This window comes from Actinoplanes sp. NPDC000266, from assembly GCF_042899005.1.
In the GTDB taxonomy this organism is placed as follows: Bacteria; Actinomycetota; Actinomycetes; order Mycobacteriales; family Micromonosporaceae; genus Actinoplanes.
The window spans coordinates 982,864-1,005,370 of the sequence record NZ_JBIAZI010000003.1; the positions used below are offsets into that span (position 1 = coordinate 982,864).

General features: G+C 72.6%; 19 protein-coding genes. 10 read left to right on the forward strand and 9 right to left on the reverse strand.

Annotated elements, in window-relative coordinates; genetic code table 11:
- The first annotated feature begins 1 nt into the window (after position 1).
- Positions 2-808, forward strand: coding sequence for an amidohydrolase family protein (locus ACFY36_RS16020; RefSeq protein WP_499746713.1), 807 nt, complete (start codon positions 2-4; stop codon positions 806-808).
- Here the strand turns inward: ACFY36_RS16020 and ACFY36_RS16025 are convergent.
- The 3 genes from ACFY36_RS16025 to ACFY36_RS16035 all read right to left on the reverse strand — a co-directional run bounded on the left by ACFY36_RS16025 (position 723) and on the right by ACFY36_RS16035 (position 4,641).
- Complete coding sequence (locus tag ACFY36_RS16025; protein ID WP_499746714.1) at positions 723-2,036, reverse strand: sigma 54-interacting transcriptional regulator; 1,314 nt, start codon at positions 2,034-2,036, stop codon at positions 723-725. The genes ACFY36_RS16020 and ACFY36_RS16025 overlap by 86 nt on opposite strands.
- Before the next feature lie 9 nt (positions 2,037-2,045).
- Complete coding sequence (locus ACFY36_RS16030; protein ID WP_499746715.1) at positions 2,046-2,507, reverse strand: hypothetical protein; 462 nt, start codon at positions 2,505-2,507, stop codon at positions 2,046-2,048.
- A gap of 94 nt (positions 2,508-2,601) precedes the next feature.
- Complete coding sequence (locus ACFY36_RS16035; RefSeq protein WP_499746716.1) at positions 2,602-4,641, reverse strand: phage tail tip lysozyme; 2,040 nt, start codon at positions 4,639-4,641, stop codon at positions 2,602-2,604.
- Positions 4,642-4,726: 85 nt separating this feature from the next.
- Here ACFY36_RS16035 and ACFY36_RS16040 point away from each other — a divergent pair, with 85 nt between their 5' ends.
- The 5 genes from ACFY36_RS16040 to ACFY36_RS16060 all read left to right on the forward strand — a co-directional run bounded on the left by ACFY36_RS16040 (position 4,727) and on the right by ACFY36_RS16060 (position 9,776).
- Positions 4,727-5,641, forward strand: coding sequence for a tetratricopeptide repeat protein (locus tag ACFY36_RS16040; RefSeq protein ID WP_499746810.1), 915 nt, complete (start codon positions 4,727-4,729; stop codon positions 5,639-5,641).
- A 114-nt stretch (positions 5,642-5,755) separates the two neighbouring features.
- On the forward strand, positions 5,756-6,739 hold the full coding sequence (locus ACFY36_RS16045; protein WP_499746717.1) for an efflux RND transporter periplasmic adaptor subunit: 984 nt from the start codon (positions 5,756-5,758) through the stop codon (positions 6,737-6,739).
- Complete coding sequence (locus tag ACFY36_RS16050) at positions 6,736-7,416, forward strand: ABC transporter ATP-binding protein (RefSeq protein ID WP_499746718.1); 681 nt, start codon at positions 6,736-6,738, stop codon at positions 7,414-7,416. The genes ACFY36_RS16045 and ACFY36_RS16050 overlap by 4 nt, the downstream gene beginning before the upstream one ends.
- On the forward strand, positions 7,413-8,690 hold the full coding sequence (locus ACFY36_RS16055) for an ABC transporter permease (RefSeq protein ID WP_499746719.1): 1,278 nt from the start codon (positions 7,413-7,415) through the stop codon (positions 8,688-8,690). Before ACFY36_RS16050 ends, ACFY36_RS16055 begins: the two co-directional genes overlap by 4 nt.
- A gap of 33 nt (positions 8,691-8,723) precedes the next feature.
- On the forward strand, positions 8,724-9,776 hold the full coding sequence (locus ACFY36_RS16060) for a M48 family metallopeptidase (RefSeq protein ID WP_499746720.1): 1,053 nt from the start codon (positions 8,724-8,726) through the stop codon (positions 9,774-9,776).
- A gap of 11 nt (positions 9,777-9,787) precedes the next feature.
- On the opposite strand, the gene ACFY36_RS16065 is transcribed toward ACFY36_RS16060, so the two are convergent.
- The 5 genes from ACFY36_RS16065 to ACFY36_RS16085 form a co-directional block, all read right to left on the reverse strand.
- Complete coding sequence (locus ACFY36_RS16065; protein ID WP_499746721.1) at positions 9,788-10,951, reverse strand: acyltransferase family protein; 1,164 nt, start codon at positions 10,949-10,951, stop codon at positions 9,788-9,790.
- A 79-nt stretch (positions 10,952-11,030) separates the two neighbouring features.
- On the reverse strand, positions 11,031-12,410 hold the full coding sequence (locus tag ACFY36_RS16070; protein WP_499746722.1) for a M28 family peptidase: 1,380 nt from the start codon (positions 12,408-12,410) through the stop codon (positions 11,031-11,033).
- 77 nt (positions 12,411-12,487) lie between these two features.
- Positions 12,488-13,606, reverse strand: a complete 1,119-nt coding sequence (locus ACFY36_RS16075; RefSeq protein WP_499746723.1) for a M20 family metallopeptidase — start codon at positions 13,604-13,606, stop codon at positions 12,488-12,490.
- The gene (locus tag ACFY36_RS16080) at positions 13,596-14,972 is read right to left on the reverse strand and encodes an aldehyde dehydrogenase family protein (protein ID WP_499746724.1); all 1,377 of its coding nucleotides are present in this window, start codon (positions 14,970-14,972) and stop codon (positions 13,596-13,598) included. Before ACFY36_RS16080 ends, ACFY36_RS16075 begins: the two co-directional genes overlap by 11 nt.
- A 14-nt stretch (positions 14,973-14,986) precedes the next feature.
- Positions 14,987-16,519 (reverse strand): GMC family oxidoreductase, encoded by a 1,533-nt coding sequence (locus tag ACFY36_RS16085; protein WP_499746725.1) that lies wholly within the window; start codon positions 16,517-16,519, stop codon positions 14,987-14,989.
- A gap of 111 nt (positions 16,520-16,630) precedes the next feature.
- Here ACFY36_RS16085 and ACFY36_RS16090 point away from each other — a divergent pair, with 111 nt between their 5' ends.
- From ACFY36_RS16090 to ACFY36_RS16105, 4 genes are all read left to right on the forward strand, one after another.
- The gene (locus ACFY36_RS16090) at positions 16,631-17,074 is read left to right on the forward strand and encodes a GbsR/MarR family transcriptional regulator (RefSeq protein WP_499746726.1); all 444 of its coding nucleotides are present in this window, start codon (positions 16,631-16,633) and stop codon (positions 17,072-17,074) included.
- Positions 17,075-17,141: 67 nt separating this feature from the next.
- Positions 17,142-18,707, forward strand: a complete 1,566-nt coding sequence (locus ACFY36_RS16095; RefSeq protein WP_499746727.1) for a GGDEF domain-containing protein — start codon at positions 17,142-17,144, stop codon at positions 18,705-18,707.
- Positions 18,708-18,879: 172 nt separating this feature from the next.
- Positions 18,880-19,977 carry a hypothetical protein gene (locus ACFY36_RS16100; protein ID WP_499746728.1) on the forward strand — a complete coding sequence of 366 codons (1,098 nt, stop codon included), beginning with the start codon at positions 18,880-18,882 and terminating at the stop codon, positions 19,975-19,977.
- A 217-nt stretch (positions 19,978-20,194) separates the two neighbouring features.
- Positions 20,195-21,157 (forward strand): serine hydrolase domain-containing protein, encoded by a 963-nt coding sequence (locus ACFY36_RS16105; protein ID WP_499746729.1) that lies wholly within the window; start codon positions 20,195-20,197, stop codon positions 21,155-21,157.
- Here the strand turns inward: ACFY36_RS16105 and ACFY36_RS16110 are convergent.
- On the reverse strand, positions 21,154-22,350 hold the full coding sequence (locus ACFY36_RS16110; RefSeq protein ID WP_499746730.1) for an epoxide hydrolase family protein: 1,197 nt from the start codon (positions 22,348-22,350) through the stop codon (positions 21,154-21,156). The two genes, ACFY36_RS16105 and ACFY36_RS16110, sit on opposite strands and share 4 nt — an antisense overlap.
- Positions 22,351-22,507 lie beyond the last annotated feature (157 nt).

Below are 22,507 nucleotides of genomic sequence, written 5' to 3' on the forward strand. Positions count from 1 at the left end.
CATGGGCCCGCCGATCATCGACGCGCACTGTCACGCGGGGCCCGGTGACGGGTTCACCGGGCCCTGGGACACGGCGGCGCCGCTCGGAGCGTATCTGCGCCGGTGCGACGAGGCCGGCATCACCGGCTCGAACCTGTTCGCGGCGTTCCACTCCGACTACGCGGCGGCCAACGAGGGGGTGGCCCGGATCGTGGCCGCCCGGCCCGGCCGGTTCACCGGATTCGCCATGGTGCACGCCGACCGGGACCGGGGCCGGGTGGCCGCGATGATCGCCCGGGCCGTGGAGGGCCTGGGTTTCCTCGGTATCAAGGTGCACCGGCACGACGCCCGGCTCAGCCGCGAGATCTGCCTGGCGGCGCGGCGGTGGCGGCTGCCGGTGCTCTACGACCCGGCCGGCGAGACCAGCACGGTCGCCCTGTTCGCGGCCGAGTTCCCCGACGTCGACTTCGTCATCCCGCACCTGGGCAGCTTCGCCGACGACTGGTCGGCGCAGACCGCGTTCATCAGCGTCCTGGCCGAGCACCCCAACGTCTACACCGACACCTCGGGGATCCGGAGATTCGATCTTCTCGTACGGGCGGTGCGCCGGGCCGGGGCGCACAAGGTGCTGTTCGGCTCGGACGGCCCGTGGCTGCACCCGGGCCTGGAACTGGCCAAGGTGCGGCTGCTGGGGCTGCCGCCGGCCGCCGAGGAACTGGTCCTCGGCGGCACGTTCCGGCGGCTCACCTCGCGGGCACGGCGCCCGCGGCCCGCGGCACCGGTATCCCCAGCGTTCGCGCTGCCCGGCCCGCATCCCCGTCCGCGCTGAGCAGGGCCGAGCGCAGCGCCTCCTCCTCGACGCCGACCGTCAGGTCGGCCAGGGTGGCGCCGCGGCGCAGCCGGTCACGGACCCACCCCTCGAGGCGGGTGTCACCGGCCGGCGCGCCGGGCCCGGGCCGTTCCGCCTCGGGCACGTCGCCGAGGGTGATCTCGTCGCCGCCCAGATGCCGGTGGACGATGCGCAGGGCGAGCGCCCGCAGATCCCGGACGTTGCCCGGATAGTCCCTGGCCAGCAGCAGCTCACGCACCGCCGGCGACAGCCGCGGTGGCACCTTCTCCGCTTCTTTGAAGAAGTGCTCGACCAGCGGGATCACGTCGTCGAGCCGTTCGCGCAGACTGGGCAGCCGCAGCGTACAACCGGAGATGCGGTGGAAGAAGTCGGGCCGGAACGCGCCCGTGGCCTGGCCCGCGGCCAGGTCGCGGTTGGTGGCGCAGATCAGCCGGAACGAGCTCTTGCGCCACACGTTGCTGCCGACCCGTTTGAACGTGCCCTCCTGGATGACCCGCAGCAGCTCGGCCTGCAGCGTCACCGGCAGCTCGCCCACCTCGTCGAGGAACAGGGTGCCCCCGTCGGCCAGCTCGAACGCGCCCGTGCGCGGGGCCGAGGCGCCGGTGAAGGCGCCCTTCTCGTGCCCGAAGAACTCCGAGCCGGACAGGGTCGGCACGATGGTGCTGCAGTCGAGGATGACCAGTTTCTTCTTGGCCGGCCGGGCGTCGAGGTCGTGGATGAGCTGGGCCAGGCGTTCCTTGCCGGTGCCGCTCTCCCCGGTGATCAGCACGGCGGCCGCGGTGAACCGGGCCGCCTCGACCGCCTCGCGCAGCACGGCCCGCCACACCGGGCTGTCGCCGACCAGGAACTCCCGCACGTACGGCCGGTCGAGCAGCACGTCGACGCTGTGCCAGCGCCGCAGCCGCCGGGCGACCAGCTCGGCCGTGCCGGCGCCGTCCCACACGACCACGTCGGAGGCTCCGGCCCGCAGCAGCGCCCAGCCGGTGTCGCCGGCCGGTATCGGCACGGTCGAGAGCACCAGCAGCCGGCCCGGCCCGGCGAGCCGGCGCACCCGGTCGGCGGCGCCCGGGTCGGACGCGTCGAGGGCCAGCACGGTGTTGCGCGCGCCGGGCGACGCTTTCACTCCGGCGTCGCGCAGCGCCGCCGCCGCGGGCAGCTGGGCGATCTCCAGGCGGGCCTCGACCGGCGCGGTGCTTTCCGGACTCATGCCCGCGCCTCAGCTTCTCGAGGCGCCGGCCCTGGTGGCTTTCGCCGGAGCTTTGCGGGGCCGGGCCTTGGGCCGGGCCTCGCCGTTGGACTTGCCGTCCTCGGCGCGGGCCACCGGCGCCGGCGTCTGCTTGGCCGGGGTCACGGTGGTCGCCGGGCGGTCCCCGTTGCCGTCGCGCTCACGGTCGTGGTCGTGGCCGGTGTCGAAGTCGCCGTGCCCGGTGACCTCCAGCGCCAGCACGTCCTCGATCACCTCGAACTGGATGTCGCCGGGCTGCGCCGGCTTGGTGACGACCCGCGCGTCGCAGACCGCCTGCTTGGTGGCCTCGGCCGAGGCGCGGGCCTCGTCGGCGGTGTGCCAGTCGCGCGACGACTTGGCGATCAGCCGGCGATCGCCTCCGGAGTAGGTCACCAATTGCCAGGAGTAGCGGTGGGTCCGGCCCCGGACGATCTCGAAGTAGAAGGGGTTCACGGCGATACCTCCGTAACAGCTTTCTCATCGTGGACGAGCAGGTCGGGAAAGGGAGAGGACAATGTCATGAAGCCGATTCTTCCGACGTTTCCCACTAGGGGCGCCCGCGCTGGTAGGCCGACAGGGCCCGCTGCCCGAACCCGCGCCGCCGGGCCAGCTCGGCCTGCACGGCGGGATCGCCGGGCTTGCCGTTGAACACCACGGCGGGCACCTCGAAGCGCAGCAGCACGATGTCGGAGGCCTGGTCCACAGTGACCGCCGGCGTCCGCAGGACCGCGTCGACGGCCTGATAGTCACGGCCGAGCTCGGTGACCAGATAGTCGACCTGGGCCGCCAGATCGGACAGGATGCCGGCGCCGGGGCGGCGCCCGTCGAAGGTGTGCGTGAACAGCCCGGCCCGCCGGTTGGCGCTGGTCCACTGGGCCAGCCCGACGCCGGGCAGTTGGGGGCCGAGGCCGCGGGTCTTGTCCCGGTCGCGGATCTGCTCCGGCGTGAAGGTCCGCACCTGCCCGTCGAAGCCCCGCGCCCGGGTCGGCGTGTTCTCGGCGCTGCCCTCGATCCGTTCCGGGATCACTCCCGACTCGGCCATGAGGTTGCCGACCAGGCCCGCCGCCCCGGCGACCGGATAGCGGTACCGCTGAACGAGCAGTTCCATGACCCGCGCGGCCCGGGCGTTCACATCACCCGGCGCGGCCGGCGCGGCCGGCGCGGGTGACGCCGCCGGTGCGGCCGGTGCCGCCGGGTCTGCTCGGCGCGGGCCTCTCGTGCTGATGATCGCGAAGAACGTGCTCTGCCGCCCGGCCGTGCTCAGCCGTCCGTCGGGCCGGGTGGTCAGCCACTTCTCGCCGACGGTCTGCCCCACGTTGCCGCCGATCACCCGGATCCGGCCCTGCTGGATCTCGGTGACCACGTCGCAGTGGGTGGCCCGGGTCTGCGCGTCCCCGATGTTGTCGTAGGTGGCCCCGCTGCCGGCCCGGGCGTTGCACACCAGGTCGCCGACCCGGGGCGCGACCTCGTCCACCCGGTAGGCCCAGAACGGGTTCCCGGTGAGATTGCCGAGCCGGTTGCGGCGGGCCGCCCGGATGTACGTCTGATGCGCCGGCGAATAGGCGAAGTGCGCCCCGGCGCCGGCGGTCCGCATGACGTACGAGATGAAGACCGCGCTCCAGGGGTGCACGCTCTGATAGGCCGCGCTTCGCAGCTGGGCATCGGTGACCGGGACACCCACGCCGGCCTGGTAGTACTCGCGCAGGATCGGGCTCGCCGCCGGCGTCATCTCGGTCAGCGCCGCCCCGCCACCCGGCCGCCACCGGCGGAACTCGGCCCGCGCGACCTGGGCGATCCGCTCACTCAGCTGAGTCGCCGGCGGCCCACTGGGCGGCCCCTGCGAGAGGTCGGCCGCCGGGTCGGCCAGCAGCCTTGCGCCGTACATCCGGGGAATGTCGTTGTGGGGTGTTGCCGTGTCCTCGACCCGGAACCGGGCCGACCTCGGCACCTCCCGGCCCACCCGCAGGCTGTTGGCCGCCGTGCCCTCCCCGGCCCGGTAGATCACCCGCATGGCGCCGTTCCCGCCTTTGCGCCGGGCCCAGGCGATCAGCGGCGCCGGGTCGGTGTAGAGCGCGTCGAACGCGTACACCTCGTCCGGGTCGGCCTCGCCGAGGATCTGCATCAGGGCGGCCCCGCCGCCGGAGTGCGCCGTGAGGATCAGCCGCCCCTTGGTGGCCCCGGCCCCGGTCACCCCGTTGAAGCGCCGCAGAGCATCGTCGACCAGCTCACCGAGGGCCCCACGCCGGCGCAGAGCCGGAAAGCTGAACCCGTGTCCCGACCGCCCGCCGAAGAAGTGCCCGCGCGGCAGCACCCCCAGCGCCGGCCCCGGCCGCCCGCTCAGGTCGAGCCCGCTGACCGGAAGTTTGTCGCGGACGAGGTTCATCCCCCGCCCCCGGGCCGAGAACCCGTGCAGATGAACCACCACGTCGACCCGCGCCCCGGCCGGCACCCGGTTCCACCGCAGCACCAGATCGGGCGGGCTGCCGACGTGCCGGGCAAGCTGTGGCAGCCGCCCGACCACCAGCCGCCCGGGCATGGCCTGCCGCCGCACCTCGCGGTGTTCGAGCACCGCGGTCGAAGCCGTCATCGCCGACCCTCCTGCCGATAGCTCCCGCCAGAGAGCCAGCAAGAACCGGGCCAGCCCGGTCCGGCGCTAGGGTGTTCGCGTGCCGATGAAGGGAACGCTGGCGTTCGCCAAGGTGATGGCCCACTGTGGCGGTTCGCCGTCGGCCGCGCTGAGCTACATAGCGAAAGAGATCTCCGCCGATCCGCGCGACCCCGCGCCTTACGCGGCACTCGGCGAGTTGCGGCGGGAGCTGCCCACCGAGATCGCCGCCGCCCTCGCCGAAGCGGACACTGTGGGCCCGGTGGTCGCGGGCGCCTACTTCGCCTACGCCGACGGCGACATGGACGAGGCCGTCATGTGGCTCGGCCCGGCGAGCGGCCATTCGCCCGAGGTGGCGTGGGCACGCGCTCCCTGGTTCGGCGACCCGCGTTTTCTGGCCGCGGTGACACCGGCCGCCCTGGCCGAGGCCACCATGCGCATCTGTGACCCTGGCCGTGACCTGACGACCACGCGCGCTCTGGACTGTCTGGACCCGTGGTTCGCGGCCATCGCGAGCGTGTGCGATCGAGACCCCGTCCCGGAGCAGATGGCCCGCATGGCGATCCTGCTGCGCGCCTGCGGGCGCACCACCGACTCGTTCGCCCTGTGCGACCGCGCCGACGCGGTGCGGCCGGTGATGTTCACCGAGGTCGTGCGGGCCGGCACCTGGCGCCGGCTGGGCGTTCCCGCGCAGGCGGCCGCCGCCTTCCAGCGCGCGCTGGAACTGGAGCCGGGCAACTGGTCGCTTCATCTCGACCTGGCCGATCTGGCCGCCGAGCAGGGCGACTTCGCGGAGGCGGCCGCGCAGGCGAGTCGCGGCGAGGAGCTGGAGCCGCACGACGTGACGATGCGCGCGGCCGCGGCCGCCTACCGCGCGCGGGCGACCGGCTCAGCAGCCGACCGGCACCGGTTCGACGAGGTGGCGCCGCAGGTGCCGGAGCCGTACCGGAGCACTCTCGCCGGTTACGCCTCGTCCTCGTGAAAGTCCCTCACCGGCGCTCACCGTGATCGATCCCCTACCGGGTTGCGTGATCCCTGTAGGGTTCGCCGCGCCGGGCGGGAACGTGCCCGGGCCGGTGGGAAAAGGGGACTTGGGGTGGACAGACGCGGGCTTGTGCTCGGCGGGGCGGCGGTGGTCGCGGCCGCGGCGGCGCTCTCGGGGTGTTCGGCGAAGGACGAGGCCGCGCCGGTTCCGGGGCTCGAGGATCGCGGCACGGTGCTGACCACCGTCAAGCCGGCGCGGCAGAACCTGTCGAACCAGATCAGCCTGGCCGGCAAGGTGGCCATCAATCCGCTGTTCGGCATCGTCGCGCCGACCGCCGGGGAGATCCGCTACGTGCAGCGCAAGCCGAACAAGACGCCGGCCGCGCAGCCGCTGTGGGTGGCCACCGTGTGGGACGACGGCACGCCGCGGCGGATCAACATCCCGGAGGGCTCGATGCTGGCCGGCCGGCTCATGGACGACCGGTCCGAGGTCAGCGCGGGCATGCCGATCGTCTCGGCGCGGCACGGCGGCTACGGCATCGTCGCCGACATCGACAGCGCGTCGGCGTACCGGATCTCCGGCGCCGCCAAGACCGTCACGGGCCAGATCAAGAACGGTCCAGGGCCTTTCCCCTGTACGGCTCTGGGCACCATCGCCGCTCTGCCGGCCGGCACCATCCCCGAGCCCCCGAAGCCCACCACGACCGCACCCACCGCCCCGGCGTCGTTCGCTCCGGTCGCCCCGGTGGAGGAGAACGCCGAACAGAGCGCCCCGGAGGGTTCCGAGGCGACCGGCCTGCAGCTGGTCTGCGCGCCGCCGGCCAGTGTGAAGCTCATCAACGGCGCCGACGTGACGCTGTCGGTCGTCACCGACCGGGCCGGCAACGCCATGGTGCTGCCGGTCGAGGCGGTCGCCGGCACGCAGGGCAAGGGCAAGGTCGACGTGCTCACCCCCGACCGCACCCGTAAGACCGTCGACGTGGTGCTGGGCCTGTCCGACGGCAAGGTCGTGCAGATCAAGTCGGGTCTGCGCGGCGACGAGGACATCGCCGTGCCCGGCCCCGACCTGCCGGCGCCGGCCGAGGGCCCGAAGTGATCGAGCTGACCGGGATCACGAAGGTCCTCAAGGGGCAGTCCGAGCCCCGTACCATCCTCGACGGTGTCGATCTGTCGGTGGCGGCCGGGCAGAGCGTGGCCATCGTCGGGCGCTCCGGATCCGGCAAGAGCACACTGCTCAGTGTCATCGGCCTGTTCGACCGCCCCGACCAGGGCCGCTACCTGCTGGCCGGGCAGGACATCAGCCGGGTGCCGGAGCGGCGGGCGGCGAAGCTGCGCAGCTCCCATTTCGGGTTCGTGTTCCAGCGGTTCTTCCTGCTCAAGCATCTGACGGCGGCCCAGAACGTGGCCATGGCCCTGGTCAACGGCCAGGGCTGGCTGCCGCGCCGGGACCGCAGAGCGCGGGTGATGCAGGCCCTCGACCAGGTCGGCATCGCTCATCTGGCCAAGAACCGGCCGGCCAAGATGTCCGGCGGGGAGCAGCAGCGTGTGGCGATCGCACGTGCCCTCGTACGCAATCCTCAGGTTCTGCTCGCCGATGAGCCGACCGGCGCGCTCGACACCGAGACGGGCACGCTCGTCATCGACGCGCTGCTCGGCGCCACCGAGCGCGGATGCGCGCTGATCCTGGTGACCCACGACCGTGACCACGCGGCCCGGATGGGGCGCATCCACGACCTCGTCGACGGTGTGCTGAGCGAGCGGGTGCGCTCATGAGGCGCTTGTCGGGCCGGTTCCGGTCGTCCCTGATCATCGGCGTGCAGGGCATCCGGGCCCGCAAGCTGCGCACCCTGCTGTCGATGGTGAGCCTGTTCCTGGGCGTGCTGGCCGTGGTGGTCGTCCAGGCCGGCGCCAGCATCGCCGAGCGGGCGCTGCTGGCCGACCTCGAGCTGACGTACGGCTACGACGGCACCCGGATGATCGGCATGCCGCCGGAGCAGAAGGCGGCCGACGCGGTGCTCAGCTCGGTGAAGGGCCGCACCGACGTGGTCGCGGGCATCTCCATGCAGGGCATCATCGGCGAGCCCGGCGTGCGCCCGGTCAACGAGGGTGGCGCCCCGATCGGCCAGGACTGGGGCGGCGGGCAGGTCTGCTTCGCCGACGGCCGCTGCGAGGAGCCGACCGGGCCCAAGGGCGCGGCGGTGGAGGTACGCCTGACCGCGCTGACCGGCGACATCCGCCAGTTCCGCCCGTTCCGCACGGTGTCGGGCGCCTGGCTCGACTTCACCACCGTGCCGTCGCTGGCGCCGAAGCTGGTCCTCAACCAGGAGGCGGCGAAAGGCTTCCGGCAATATCAGGTGCCGGCCGAGATGCGGGTGCGCGGCGCCACCGCCAACCTGACCCCCCGGTTCGTCGGCGTGGTCGATGACGGCAGCGGCGAACCCCGCGCCTACGTGCGCATCGACGAACTGGCCACCTGGCTGCCACCGGGCAAGCTGGTCGACCCGAACACGGCCGGCGAGATCAACGTGATGCTCAAGCCGGGCTCTCCGGTCGAGCCGGTGCTGACGGCGAAGATCAAGGCGACCGGCCTGGAAACGTACGTCACCGACGTCAACAACCGCGAACAGCAGGAGGATCAGCTGCGCCTGATGCGCCTGGTGTTCTTCTCGATGGCGGGCCTGGTCCTGCTGATCGGCGTGGCCGGCATCCTGAACGTCGGCCTGGCCACGGTCGGCGAACGCGTCGAGGAGTTCGCGCTGCGCCGGGCGGTGGGCACCCCACGCTCCCTGCTGGCCGGCATCGTGCTGGCCGAGACCCTGCTGACGGGCTTGCTGACCGCGGCCGCCGCGATCGGCGCCGGCGCCCTGGGCCTGAAGGCGGCGGCGATGCTGGCCGGCAACTCCTACCCGATGCTCGACAACGTCCAGTTCCCCTGGGAGGCCGGCGTCGCCGGCATCATCGCGGGCTTGGTGGCCGGCGTCCTGGGCGGTTTCGTCCCCGCTTTGCGAGCCGCCGGCATCCCGATCGCCACGGTCATGCGCGCTTGATCATAATGACCGCCGTGACAACGACGGTCCACGATGGATGCCCATCCTGCCAGGCGCCGTGGTGCGCCCGGGTGCGAGTGGAACCTCGACCATTTCCCGCCCGATGAGCACGCCAACTGGATCTGGAACCGGATCACCCGCGCCCAGCAGCGGGCGGGCTTCACCTCCGACCGGCTGCTGGCGCGCGCCACCGACGCGGAACCGGTGGGTCGCAACGGTTTCCGCTTCCTGGTCGCGCTGTCCGCCGCCATCGTGGCGCTGACGCTCACGGCGATCGCCGCCGCCCTGTGGCTGATCGTGGCGGGCGGCCCGTTCTGGCCGATCGTCTTCGGCCTGGCGCTGCTCGGCCTCGCCTGGGCGATCCGCCCCCGCTTCAACCGGTTGAAGCCGATGCTGAAGACCAGCTACCGGGTCGAGCCCGCGAACGCGCCCGCATTCCACGCCCTGATCGACCGGATCGCGGCCGAGCTGGGCACGCCGAAGCCCGACGTCGTGCTGTTCACCTTCGGCTGGAACGCGGGTGTGACCGTCACCGGCCCGCGCCCGCGGCGGGTGCTGGTGGTCGGCGTCCAGCTCCTGCTGGCCCTGCGGGCCGAGGAGGTGGTCGCGCTGCTCGGGCACGAGCTGGGCCACCTGGCGTACGCCGACAACCGGCGCCTGCTGCTCACGATGCCCGCCCGGCTCACGTTCGGCCGGCTCTCCGAGCTCGTCCGGCCGCCGCGGGTCTCGGCGCTCGAAGTGGGCCCCAGCGTGCAGCTCATCTGGCTGACGCTCTGGCAGCTCACCGGCGGCGTGCAGCGCCACGTCCCCAAGGGTGAGGCCGCCGCGACGTGGCGCCGGATGCTGCGCTCGGTCCAGGACCGCGAGGCGGAGCTGGCTCCCGCACGCCGGCAGTTGTCCATCCGTACGGCGGCCTCGCTCTTCGCCTCTCACCCCGCCGCCGGCCGCCGCTACGAATGGCTGAACGCCCGCCCCCACCACGAGGCGGCGGTCGTCGTGAGCGACCCCGAGGCCCTGGAGCGCGAGATCGCCCCGTACGCCGAGGCCCTGCACCGCACCATGCTCAAGGAGATCGTCCACGACTGAGGCAGGCGTTGTCACACCCGATGGCGGGGTCGTGCGGTGGCGTAGGCCGGGACCGGGTCGTCCCAGCGCCGGGCGAGGTGGGGAACGCTCGCCCGGCCGACCGGCGCTGCCGGAGCCGGGGCCGCTGCGGCCGGTTGGGGCCAGGGCAGGAAACGCAGCTTGCGCTTGGCGGCCAGGTCCTCGACCCAGCCGAAGAACAGGACCGCGTTGACGAGCAGGGCCAGGGCGATCACGCAGTAGCTGATCTCCTCGCCGGTCTCGCCGAAGATCCATGTGTTGAGGGCGTCGCCGATCGGGAAGCACAGCGCGATGGCCACGTTGTTCCACAGGTAGATCGTCACCGCGCGGGCGTTGATCAGCGTGACCCAGTTGTCCAGGCCGCGCCGCTTCGTCAGCCAGGACATGGCCGGCTGCCAGCGCAGCAGGGCCAGCACGAAGCCGATCTGGTAGACGCCGTACGCCACCGGCATGTCCTGCAGGACGCCCTCGTCCGGGTGCTTCCACGCCCAGGCCAGCGCGCCCACCGCGCAGACCAGGGCCACCGCCGTGATCAGCCAGCCGTTGACCTTTCGCAGGGTGCCGTCGCGATGGGCGAAGCCCAGGATCCAGCAACCGGCGTACATCAAAAGGTCTGTCCCGACCTCCTGGAAGTTGGGGTTGGACGGCCAGACCGGCCACACCGTCAGCGCCAGCAGCACCGCCAGCGGCGCCACGATCATCACCAGGCGGGCGCGGTGGTAGAGCCACAGCATCACCGGGGACAGGGCCACCAGCCACAGATAGGTGACCAGGTACCAGATGACCTCCTGCGCCTGCAGGCCGGCGTCGCTGGCCGGCGGCGACACGAACGGCACCACCCAGGCGATCAGGTGCCACAGCGCCGGGCGTTCGTCCCAGCCGAGCAGCAGCATGGCCGGAACGACGAAAAGACCCAGGATCCAGTACGCCGGCAGGAGCCGCCGCACGCGGCCCCAGATCACCTTGGCCGCGTTCGGCTTGCGGGCCAGCGAGTTCGCCATCAGCGAGCCGGCGAGCGCGAACATCACGCCCATCGACGGGAAGACCAGCTCCAGGACGGCGAAGGGGAACATGTGGTACACCGACACCCGGATGATCGCCAGCACCCGCAGCGCATCGAACCACCGGTCGCGCGTTGGCGCTCTTGACTCGGCCACGACAGCCCCTCCCACAGCACACGATGAGGCCGTCACGCTATGAAGCGATCTTGTCCGTGTGCTGTGGGAGCGCTGTCCGCTATCCCTGTGCGGTGGAGTACGCGGCCGAGCCGATCAGCTCCAGGGACACCTGGAGCCTTTCGAGGCTGATGTTCTTGGCGATCGTGTCCTCGGGGCTGTGGTACGGCGGCTCCAGCAGGGCCGGCGACTCCTCGCCGCGCCACGAGAAGTTCGCGGCGGCGATGCCGACCTCCTGGAACGACTGGTGGTCGCTGGAACCGCGCAGCGTCACCGGCGAGATGCGCGGAGCGTAGCCGAGGCGTTCGGCGGCGGCGGCCACCTCGTCGGTCGCGCGGTTGGCCAGGCCGGTGTACGACAGCAGCCAGTACCGGGTCGCCGGATCCCAGCTGGTGGCGACCATGTCGTTCTGGAACACGGCCAGGATCCGGTCCCGCTCGGGCTGCGGCAGCTGCGCCACGTAGTACCTCGACCCGATGAGCCCCTGCTCCTCCGAACCCCACAAGGCGAAGCGCAGGCGCGCCTTCGTCGGCAGGTTCCGCAGCACACGGGCCAATTCCAGATTGAGTACGGTGCCCGAGCCGTCGTCGTTCGCACCGGGGGCGCCGATGACGGTGTCGTAGTGGGCGCTCACCATGACGACCGGCTCGCTGCCGGTCGGCTTGCGGCGGGGCGCGTCCGCGATCACGTTGTGCGACGTCAGGTTGCGGTGGGCCCGCGTGGTGACGGTCAGGTAGAGCCGCCGCTTGGCCAGCAGGTCGCGCAGCCGGTGCTTCTGGGCCTGGGCGACGCCGACGACCGGGATGGCCACGGCGGTGGCCAGCACCGGGCTGAACGCCGACGCCCGGCGCGGCTCGACCAGGTCGACCGGCAGGAAGATGACGGCGGCGGCGCCCTTCTCGACCGCCGTGGCCACCTGCGCGTCGCGGGACGCGGCCACGTAGTCGATCAGCACGATCTTGCCGGTGACGTCGGACGTGTAGTTCTCCGGCGCGCCCGCCGCGACGTCGACGACCGAGGCGCGCACCCGGGTGTCGAGACCACCCAGGGCGGACGCGCCGGCCTGCCAGTTCAGGTCGCGGGGCAGCCCGGTCGGCGAGTCGAGCTGGGCGAGGAATTTATCGGCGACGGGGAACGGCTGCAACGCGACGTCGTATCCCAGACGGTCCAAGGTCTTGGCGATGTAATCGGCGGCGATCTTCTCGGAGCGGGTGCCGCCGATGCGCGGGCCCATGTCGACCGAGAGCACCTTCAGATGCTGCAGGGCCCGCTCGGCCGACACACGCCGGGCGACCTGCGTGTCGTGGCCGGTGAGCGCGGGCGGCCGCACGGCGCCGGGCCGCTGGCCGGTGACGGCCCAGGCGGGGGCCGGCAGGGCCACGGTGGCCGCGCCGCCGAGCGCGACGGTCAGCATCCGGCGGCGGGTAACCGAGTTGTCCATGGGTCTCCTCCTCGTCAGACGAGGACGGCGGCCTCGTGGGCCATCGTTCCCCGTTCCGGATGAACCTATGGGCAATATCAGTGATCTTCAATAGTTGAATCGACGACGGTCCACGCCATGGCGACCGCGCCGTCGAGCACGGCCCGGTCCGCGGCGCCGGTGACGCAGGCCGCCGTGAACTCCGGCTGATGGTTGACCGCGGGCAGGCAGTCGAGCCCGAGGATCGGATGGATCGAGGGCACGACGTGCGAGACGTTGCCCATGTCCGTGGCCGCGCCCGACATGCCCCGCTCCGGGAAGCGCCGGCCCAGCGCCGTCGCGCTTTTGCGGTACGAGGCCAGCAGCGCCTCGTCCGAGCGCAGGTCGATGTAGTCGGGCGCGGGCGCGGTGACGCTGAGCTGGCAGCCGGTGGCCAGCGCGCCCGCCTCGAAGCAGCGCCGCACCCGGTCCTTGAGCGACGCCAGCGCCTCGGCCGTGCCGGACCGCACGACCCAGCGGCCGCGAGCCGAGTCGGGGATGACGTTGACCGCCGCGCCGCCGTGGGTGACGATGCCCGAGATCCGGTCGGTGTCGGCCGTCTGCTGGCGCAGCAGCCCGATCGCGACCTGGGCCACGGTCATCGCGTCGGCCGCGTTGACCCCTTGTTCCGGGTACGCCCCGGCGTGCGCGGCCCGGCCGCGGAAGTCCACTTCGAGCTGGGCGACCGCGGTGCCGGGCATGGCGGCCGTCTCGACCGCGCCGGGGTGGACCATCATGGCCGCGTGCAGGCCGTCGAAGGCGCCGCGCTCGAGCATCAGCACCTTGCCGCCGCCGCCCTCCTCGGCCGGCGTGCCGAGGACGGTCACGGTGAGGCCCAGATCGTCGGCGAGACCGGCCAGGCCGAGGCCGGCGCCGACGGCGGCGGCCGCGATGATGTTGTGCCCGCAGGCGTGCCCGATCTCGGGCAGCGCGTCGTACTCGGCGCAGATCCCCACGTGCCGCGGCCCGCTGCCGATCGTGGCCCGCACCGCCGTGGGCAGCCCGTAGCAGCCGTGCTCGACGGTGAACCCCGCCGCGTCGAGTTCCCCGGCGACCCAGCGGCTGGCCCGCACCTCCTCGAAGGCCAGTTCCGGGTACGCGTGGATGCGGTGCGACAACGTGATGAGCCGCTCCGCGTTCAGCTTGACGGCCGCCGCGGCGGCTTCCTCAGGCGACATGGATCGAGGCCGGCCGGGTCGCGGCGTCGTACGCGGCGGTGGCGCCCGTCGCGCCCATGCCGCTGTCGCCGGCCGGCTCGTAGACGCGCTCCGGTCCCCCACCCTGCCACTGGTTGACCCACACCACGCCGGCGGGCAGGCTCGCGGCCGCGTCGATGTGCGCCTCGTCGCGCGTGTAGACGGTCGCGGCCAGCCCGTACCGGGACTGCGACGCGCGGCGCAGGCCCTCGGCGAAGCTGTCCACCACGACCACCGGGGCGACCGGCCCGAACGTCTCCTCGGTGAGCACGAGCATCGAGTCGTCCACCCCGGTCAGCACGGTGGCCGGGTAGAAGAACCCGGGCCCGGCCGGCACCTCCCCGCCGGCCCGGATGGTCGCGCCGCGCCGCACCGCGTCCTCGACGTGCCGCCGCACGATCTCCCGCTGCCGTCCGTCGGCCATCGGCCCGAGCGGGAACTCGGCGGCGGCCGCCACCAGAGCCTCGACGAACGGCCCGGCGACCTCGCGGTGGACGTAGACGCGCTCCATCGAGGTGCAGATCTGGCCGGAGTTGACGAACGCGCCGAACGCCACGGCCTGCGCGGTGGCGACCGGGTCGACGCCGGCGTCGACGACGACCGGGTCCTTGCCGCCCAGCTCCAGCACGGCCCGGCGCAGCTTGCCTCCGGCGGCCGCGCCGACCTTGCGGCCCGACTCGACCGAGCCGGTGAAGTGCACCAGCTTCACGTCGTCGTGGACGGTCAGCGGCGCTCCCGCGCGGCCGTCGCCGAGCACGAGGTTGACCACCCCGGCCGGCAGCCCGGCCAGCTCGAACAGCCGTACCGTGGACAGCGGCGACCGCTCCGACGGCTTGACCACGACGGTGTTGCCCGCGGCGAGCAGCGGCCCGAGCGCGCCCAGCACCATCGGCACCGGGAAGTTCCACGGCGTGATGACCGCGGTCACGCCCAGCGGGTGGCGCACGATCCGGGTCCGGCTGCCGCCCGGGCCGTCGACCGTGCGGTCGAACTCGTAGTCGAGGGCCTCGGCCGCCGAGCCCTTGAGACCCTGTACCGCGCCCTGGATGAAGGTGACACCGAGCGGGGCGGGCTTGCCCATCTCCCGCTGTTCCAGCTCGGCCAGTTCTTCGGCGTGGGCGGCGATCGCGTCGGCCCAGCGGTGCAGGTGCCCGACCCGCTCGGCCACCGGCAGCGCGGCCCAGGCCGGCTGGGCCGTGACCGCCGCGGCGACCGCGTCGTCGACGTCCCGCGCCGAGCCGGCCGGGAACCTCGCCACCGTCTGTTCCGTAGCCGGGTCGATGACGTCGAGGAACGCGTCGCCGCGGGTGTCACGCCACTCGCCGCCGATGCAGTTGCGGAGTTTCACGGGAAGGCCTTTCGTCAGAGCCGGTCGGCCATCAGCTCGCCGGTCATGATCGCGGCGAGGTTGGTGTTGGCGCGGGGAACCGAGGGGAAGATCGACGCGTCGACGACGCGCAGGCTCTCGACACCGAGCACCCGGCAGTCCGGGCCGACGACCGCGCCCATCCGGCAGGTGCTGGTGCCGTGCTGGGCGTCGACCGCGGTGGCGAGCAGGAAGTCGCCGAGCTCGCCGTCGTCGTCGAGCACGGCGAACAACTCCCGGTTGTGCTCCTCCAGCGAGCCCTGCCGGATCGCCGACGCCCGCGGCCCGCGGGCCAGCTCGACCAACCGGCGCACGCCGTCGCGCAACCGGGACAGGTCGCGCTCGTCGGAGAGCATCCGCTCACGCACCTCGGGATGCACCCGCGGATCGCGCGACGCCAGTGTGAGAACGCCGCGCGAGTGGGCCTGGTTGACCCACACGCCGAACGCCCCGGACGGCAGGCCCGGGTCGGCACTCGCCATCGCCAGCACGTTCCGGTTCATCGCCACGAACATCATGTCGTTCACCGGGCCGCGCGGGTCGCTGGTGTAGCGCACGCAGACGTTGGTGTGCCGGTCGTCCACGCCGCGACCGGCGGCCGGCGCGACCAGCGGCAGGCTCACGCCGACCATCGGATGGTCCTGGAGGCCCTGCCCGACCGGCAGGTCCTGGCGTACGCCGATGTCGAAGCCCCGCAGTTGGGCGGCCGGCCCGATGCCGGAGCGCAGCAGGATCGCCGGCGAGTGGATGACGCCCGCGCTGAGAACGACCTCGTCGGCGTGCAGAATCAGCTCCCGATCGCCGTCGAGGACGGCGACGCCGACGGCCCGGTCGCCGGTGAACAGCACCCGGTCGACGAGCGCGCCGCCACGGATCGTCAGGTTCGGCAGACCCCGCGCCGGCTCCAGATAGGCGTCGTTGACGGTGACGCGGCGGCCGTCACGGGAGTTGATCGGATACGGGGAGGTGCCGGTCGCTCCGGGCGCGTTCACGTCCGGCGCCCACCCGTACCCGGCCGCGATCGCCTCGGCCGCGAGCACCGCGTCGACCGGGCCCCAATGCTCCTTCGCCGTACGGAAGATCGGTGTCGGGCCGGATCGCCCGTGATAACCGGCGTCACCGTATTCGAGGTCGTTCTCCAGAGCCGCGAAGTAGGGCAGCACGTCGGCCGGCGCCCAGCCGGGAAGTCCCCAGTCCGCGTAGTCCTCCATGGGCGGGCGGATCGCGATCTGCCCGTTGACCGCCGAGCTGCCGCCGGCGCCGCGGCCCCGCCAGTACGGGCCCGGCGCCTGCTTGTCGGTGCGGGAGGCGTCGAGGCCGGCCCAGACCATGCCGTCGACCGCGGCCGGGTCCATCAGCGCCTTGACCGGGTTGGGCGACCGCCACGCCTCGTGCATGTCGGCCGAGCGATAGTCGGGGCCCGCCTCCAGCAGCAGCACCCGCCGGCCCTTCGCGGCCGCACGGGCGGCGAGCGCCGCCCCCGACGAGCCGGCCCCTACGACGATGAGATCCCAGCCTGTTGCCGTCATGCCGGCCTCCAAAGCCCGAACTGGTGTTGGCCGGTAGACTGGCACTCGGCTCAAAGTTCAGTCAATAGTGAAAGTTCAGTTTTTCCTGAGAATGTGACGGGTGGAGTGGCTGTGGAATCGGCGCTCGTCGACGACTTCGGTCAGTACATCGGCCGCGCGATGGGCTGGCCGCCGATGGCCGGCCGGATGGCCGGCGTCCTGATGATGAGCGAGAAACCACTGGGCACGGCCGAGCTCCAGGAGATCCTCGACGCCAGCAAGGGCTCGGTCTCCGAGATGACCCGGCTGCTGATCACCAACGGCACGGTCCGCCGCTTCAAACCGCCGGGCTCACGCCAGTTCGTCTTCGAGTGGCGCGACGACGCCTGGGCCGGCTGCCTGCAACACCAGCGCGACCAGACCGCCGAACTGCTGGAGCTCAGCCGGCGCTCGATGACCCAGGCGCGGACCCTCGACACCGTGCAGCGGGCCCGCGTACGGCAGATGCACGACTACTACGTCTTCATGCTCGAGGCGCTCGACGCGCTGCTCACCCGATATCAGGCAAGCCGCTGACCCACTCCGCACGGCACAAACCCTCAAGTCACCCTCCCGTTGCCGATGTACCCGGCAGGGAGGGCCGATGGACGACGTCACACGAGAGGCCATGCGCCTGCTCGAGGAGGCGCAGGCGGGCGGCACGCACGAGGCACTCGAGCGCGCCGGCACACTGCTGCTCCAAGCCGGTGACCGCGCGTGCCTGCATTTCGTGCGGGCGGTCGCGTACGACGTGCTCGGCGATCCCGCCTCCTCCGAACAGGCCCTCGAGGACATGCTCGTGGCCGCCGAACGCGAGGACAGTCCCGGCTGGCAGGCCTGCGCCCTGGGCACCCGCGCCTCCCAGCGGGCCCGGCTCGGCGAGACCCACGCCGTCGAGTACGACCTCGACAGCGTCATGCGCGACCTGGTGCAGGCCGAGACGTACGCCGTCATCGAGACCGAGCCGGTGGCGGCCGTGCACGCCCGGGTCGCCATCGCGTTCGCCCTCATGGAGCTGCGCCTCTACGAACTGGTCGGCCCGCACTACGAGGCCGCCTACGAGATCTGCCTGCACGACGACAGCCAGAGCGGCAAACGCTCCATGTGGCTGATCAACCTGGCCGAACTGCACCTGCACTGGGCCCTCGAGCTCTACCAGGTCGGCCAGGTCCAGCAGGCCGAGAACCACACGGCACAGGCGGAGGTGTACGCCGTACGCGCGGCCGACGAGGTCAGCGGACCGGCCGCCGACGTGTGGCGGAGCTACGCCCTGCTCGCCGCCGCGTGCGCCAAGGCCGACCGGCAGGACCCGGCCACCGCCGCCATCGAGATCTCACACCACCAGGCCAAACTTCAGGCGTACGGCATGAGCCCCTTGGTCGTGGCCTTCTGCGAGCCCTTCCACGCGGTCGCCCTGCGCCGCACCGGCCGCCTCGACGAGGCCCTCGACCTGATCGGCCGCGCCGTCGACGCCCTGCCCGGCGACGCCGGCGTCCTGATCACCTCGGCCACCCACCACACCCACGCCCTGCTGCTGGCCGCGCACGGCTCGGCCGACGCCAAGGCGGCCCTGGCCTACGGGGCCACCCTGGCCGCGGCCCTGTGGCAGCAGAGGCAGCGCACCCTGCACTCGTTCACCACGATGAAATCGCTCGACCTGCTGCGCCGCCGCCACGAACAGGCGGCCCGCGCGGCCGACCTGGACGCGCTGACCGGCATCGCCAACCGGCGCGCCTTCGACGAGGCGGTCCGGCGCACCCAGGACGGCGACGTGGCGGTGCTGGTCATCGACACCGACAAGTTCAAACAGATCAACGACACGGCCGGCCACGAGGCGGGCGACGCGGCCCTGCGGGCCATCGCGACGGCCCTGACCGCCAACGTCCGCGACGAGGACCTGGTGGCCCGCCTGGGCGGCGACGAGTTCGCGGTCCTGCTGCCCGGCCTGGACACCGGCACGGCCTACGAAATGGGCCGCAGAATGGTCGACGCGGTCCGGGCCCTGCCCGATTGCCCGGCCACCCTCAGCATCGGCGTGGCCGGCGGCCCGGCGGTCGATCTGGTGCAGATAGTGCGCCGCGCCGATGCGGCGATGTACCGGGCGAAAAGGCGCGGCGGCGACGACGTCGAGGAGTGCGAGGACTACATCGAGCAGCTCCCGGCGGCCTGATCTTTCCGCCCTACCCGATTATTCAGCGGAATAACCTATCAATTTTTGGTTATTACCATCGGTTTCACGGGCCACAGAAGAAACTTTCGCCCAATCCGTTCGAGCACCGTATTCGAATGCGGCGGATATGTTGAGCTGACCGGGTCGTAACAAAGACCCGGGAGGAAAAGAAATGCGTAAGACAAGCCGCCGTATGGCCCTTGCCGGCATGGGCCTGTTCACCGGTGCGGCCATGGCGCTGGCCCCCGCACAGGGCGCACTCGCCAACGATCCCGACGACGCGACGGCGAGCGCCGCCGGCGCCTACGCCCCGCCTCCTGAACACAAGCCGGGCATCTCCGGCCTCGTGATCGCCATCTTCACCATCGACGGCCTGCCCGGCCTGGACGCCCTCACCAGCTGGCCGATGGGCGGCTCAGGTGCTCCCTGGCAGGGCCAGCAGCCCGGCCAGCCCGGCGGCCCCCAGACCGGTGGCCCCCAGGCCGGCGGCCCCCAGACCGGCGCACCGGCCGGCCCGGCCACCACCGAGCCCGCCGCCACTGAGCCGGCCACCGACACCACCACGACCGAGCCTGCGACCGACACCGCCACGACCGCGCCCTCCGCCACCGACACTGCGGGCACCGACACCACCGCCACTGACGCCACCGACACCACGCCCGCCGCCACCGGCACCGCGCCCGCCGCTACCGACACCACCGGCTCCGCGCCCGCCGCCACCGACGCGACGGACGAAACCGCTACGACCGAGCCCGCCGCCACCGAGCCGACCGCCACTGAGCCGGCCGCGACTGAGCCCGCCGCCACCGCTGGTGAGGCCACCGCGACCGAGCCCGCCACCACCGCGCCGACCGCGACGGACGAGACCGCGACCGCGCCGGCCACCGACGTGACCACCGGTGAAGCCACCACCGCCACGCCGGCCACCGACGCCACCGCCGGCGAGACCACCACCGCCACGCCGGCCACCGACGCCACCGCCGGCGAGACCACCACCGCCACGCCGGCCACCGACGCGGAGACCACCACGCCCGCTGCCGACGTGACCGCGGGTGAAGCCACCGCGCCCGCCACCGCCGACGAGACCACGACGGCGCCGGCCGCCGAGGTTGCCACTGGCGAGGCGGTTCCCGCCGCCGAGGGCACCGCCACGGAGCCGGGCGCCGAGGCCGTCACCGCCGGCGAGGCGACCGCGACCGTGGAGACCACCGGCACCGCAACCGTGGAGACCGGCGCCGCGACCGTCGAGGCCGCCCCGCCGGCCGCCTGACAAACGCGCCGCACCCGGCACCATCCCGCATCGGGCACCGACCCTGTCCGCTTCGGGTATCGACCCGCTGCCCTCCCCGGGCAGCGGGCCGTTCGCCCGACACGGGCAGCGGGCCGTTCGCCCGACACGGGCAGCGGGCCGTTCGCCCGACGCGAGCCACGAACCGTTCGCCGGCGCGGGCAGCTGGGCGCTTGCCCGGGGCGCCCATCATGGACCCATGACGGATCTTGGAAGCCTCGCTCAGCGGACCGCCGACGAACTGGTCAAGACCCGTGCCGGCGCCGTCGTCGGGGTCATTTCCGGCGATGACTGCGAGATCCGTTCCGCCGGCCGGGCCGCCGCCGATGACGTCTTCGAGATCGGCTCGATCACCAAAGTCTTCACCGCCCTCGCCCTGGCCCGGCTCACCCTCGACGGCACCGTCGCTCTGGACGAGCCCCTCGCCGATCTGCTGCCGTCCGGCGCTTCCGTGCCCACCCGTGACGGCGTACAGATCACTCTGCAGGACCTCGCCACCCACACCGCCGGACTTCCCCGCCTGCCCACCGGCATGCTCAAGCGCCTTCTGCTGCACCCCAACGACCCCGACCCGTACGCCGGCTGCACCACCGACATGCTCCTGGCCGCCCTGGCCCGCACCCGCCTGTCGGCCTCTCCCGGCAAACGCTTCCGCTACTCGAACTTCGGCGCCGGGCTCCTGGGCCTCGCCCTGGCCCGGCGCGCCAAGGTGCCGTACGGCGAATTGGTCCTCCGCGAGACCGGCCTCCCCCAGCCCGACCCCTCCCTCCTGATCCAGGGTCACACCCGCCGCGGACGCGCGACCCCGCCCTGGCACCTGGCCGATCTGGCCGGCGCCGGCGCGCTGCACTCCACCGCCGCCGACCTTCTGGCCTTCCTGCGCCGCCAGCTGGACGACCCGGACGACCCCGCCATCCACCTGACCCGCTCGGTGCGGCGCCGGATCACCGCCTTCTCCTGGGTCCATCTGGGCTGGATGGGCCGCCAACTGCACCCCACGCTCGGCGGGCAGACGCAGCTGTGGCACAACGGCGGCACCTCGGGTTTCACCTCGTTCGCCGGCTTCGACCCCGGCCACCGCACCGCCGTCGTGCTGCTCAGCAACACCCAGCGCCTCATGGACAAACAGGCCGGCGACCTGCTCCGGACGCTGAGCGCTTAGCGCAGCGGCCGGAACGCGTCCCGCAGCTGCGCCGCGAACAACTCCGGCTCCTCCCACGCGGCGAAGTGCCCGCCCCTCTCGGCTTCGCCGAAGAAATTCAGCGTGGGGTACGCCTTCTCGGCCCAGCTGCGGGGCGTACGCCAGATCTCGCCCGGGAAGGCGCTGAACCCGACCGGCACGCGCGGGTCCGGCAGCGGCTTCCCGCCCGCGGCCGGGGCGTCCGGCCCGTACGCCTCCCAGTAGGAGCGGGCCGCCGACGTGCCGGTGCCGGTCAGCCAGTACGCCGTGATGTTGTCGAGGATGTGGTCGCGGGTGAGGTTGCCCGACGGCCGGCCGTCGACGAACGCCCCGGCGATCTTGTAATAGGCGTCCGTGTCGTGGTCGATCATCCAGGCGGCCAGGGCGACCGGCGAGTCCTGCAACGCGTAGCCGATGGTCTGCGGCCGGGTCGCCATCTCCACGAAGTAGCCGTTTCCGCTGCTCTGGAACGTCCTGATCGCGGCCAGCGCCGCCCGTTCCGCCTCCGTGCCGTTCGGCAGCGACGCCGGGTCGTTGAGGGCCGGCACGAGCAGGTTGGTGTGGATGCCGGCGAGCCCGTCCGGCCCCAGCCGACCCATCGCGTCGGTGACCCCGGCGCCGACGTCGCCGCCCTGGGCGACGTACCGGTCGTAGCCCAGCCGCCGCATCAGCTCGGCCCACGCCCGCGCCGTCCGCACCAGGTCCCATCCCGTCTCGGACGGCTCCGCCGAGAAGCCGTACCCCGGCAGCGACGGCAGCACGAGGTGGAACGCGTCCCCGGCGGCGCCGCCGTGCGCGGTGGGGTCGGTGAGCGGCCCCACCGAGTCGAGCATCTCGATCACCGAACCGGGCCAGCCGTGCGTCATGATCAGCGGCAGGGCGCCCGGATGCGGGGACCGGACGTGCACGAAGTGGATGTCCACGCCGTCGATCTCGGTGGTGAACTGCGGCAGCGCGTTGAGCCGGTCCGCGACGCGGCCGCCGTCGTACTCGGCCGCCCAGTACCGGCTCAGCTCCCGGATCGTCGCCAGCTGCACCCCCTGGGTGCGATCACCGACGATCTCCCGGGTCGGCCAGCGCGTCGCCGCCAGCCGTCGCCGGAGGTCGTCGAGCGCGTCCTCCGGAAGTTCAACGGCGAACGGCCGGATCTCGGTCTGCTGGTGGAGGGTCGTCATCTCACACACCGCCTCTGTCGGAAGCTTCGGGCGCTTTCCAGCCTGGTCATGTCCCGCTTCCCGGTGACCCGTGTGATGCCCTGGTGTCCCGGGCGCCCGGCACCACCCGTACGGCGTCCTAGGAACCTAGTTTTTCGTGGGGCCTAGTTGTGACGCC

What these genes read in the sequence shown, in the direction of transcription:
- ACFY36_RS16105 (WP_499746729.1), top strand. Translation starts at nt 20,195, where the DNA reads ATGACGGATCTTGGAAGCCTCGCTCAGCGGACCGCCGACGAACTGGTC.
- ACFY36_RS16075 (WP_499746723.1), bottom strand. Translation starts at nt 13,606, where the DNA reads ATGTCGCCTGAGGAAGCCGCCGCGGCGGCCGTCAAGCTGAACGCGGAG.
- ACFY36_RS16085 (WP_499746725.1), bottom strand. Translation starts at nt 16,519, where the DNA reads ATGACGGCAACAGGCTGGGATCTCATCGTCGTAGGGGCCGGCTCGTCG.
- ACFY36_RS16100 (WP_499746728.1), top strand. Translation starts at nt 18,880, where the DNA reads ATGCGTAAGACAAGCCGCCGTATGGCCCTTGCCGGCATGGGCCTGTTC.
- ACFY36_RS16055 (WP_499746719.1), top strand. Translation starts at nt 7,413, where the DNA reads ATGAGGCGCTTGTCGGGCCGGTTCCGGTCGTCCCTGATCATCGGCGTG.
- ACFY36_RS16035 (WP_499746716.1), bottom strand. Translation starts at nt 4,641, where the DNA reads ATGACGGCTTCGACCGCGGTGCTCGAACACCGCGAGGTGCGGCGGCAG.
- ACFY36_RS16060 (WP_499746720.1), top strand. Translation starts at nt 8,724, where the DNA reads ATGGATGCCCATCCTGCCAGGCGCCGTGGTGCGCCCGGGTGCGAGTGG.
- ACFY36_RS16110 (WP_499746730.1), bottom strand. Translation starts at nt 22,350, where the DNA reads ATGACGACCCTCCACCAGCAGACCGAGATCCGGCCGTTCGCCGTTGAA.
- ACFY36_RS16095 (WP_499746727.1), top strand. Translation starts at nt 17,142, where the DNA reads ATGGACGACGTCACACGAGAGGCCATGCGCCTGCTCGAGGAGGCGCAG.
- ACFY36_RS16040 (WP_499746810.1), top strand. Translation starts at nt 4,727, where the DNA reads ATGAAGGGAACGCTGGCGTTCGCCAAGGTGATGGCCCACTGTGGCGGT.
- ACFY36_RS16020 (WP_499746713.1), top strand. Translation starts at nt 2, where the DNA reads ATGGGCCCGCCGATCATCGACGCGCACTGTCACGCGGGGCCCGGTGAC.
- ACFY36_RS16070 (WP_499746722.1), bottom strand. Translation starts at nt 12,410, where the DNA reads ATGGACAACTCGGTTACCCGCCGCCGGATGCTGACCGTCGCGCTCGGC.
- ACFY36_RS16025 (WP_499746714.1), bottom strand. Translation starts at nt 2,036, where the DNA reads ATGAGTCCGGAAAGCACCGCGCCGGTCGAGGCCCGCCTGGAGATCGCC.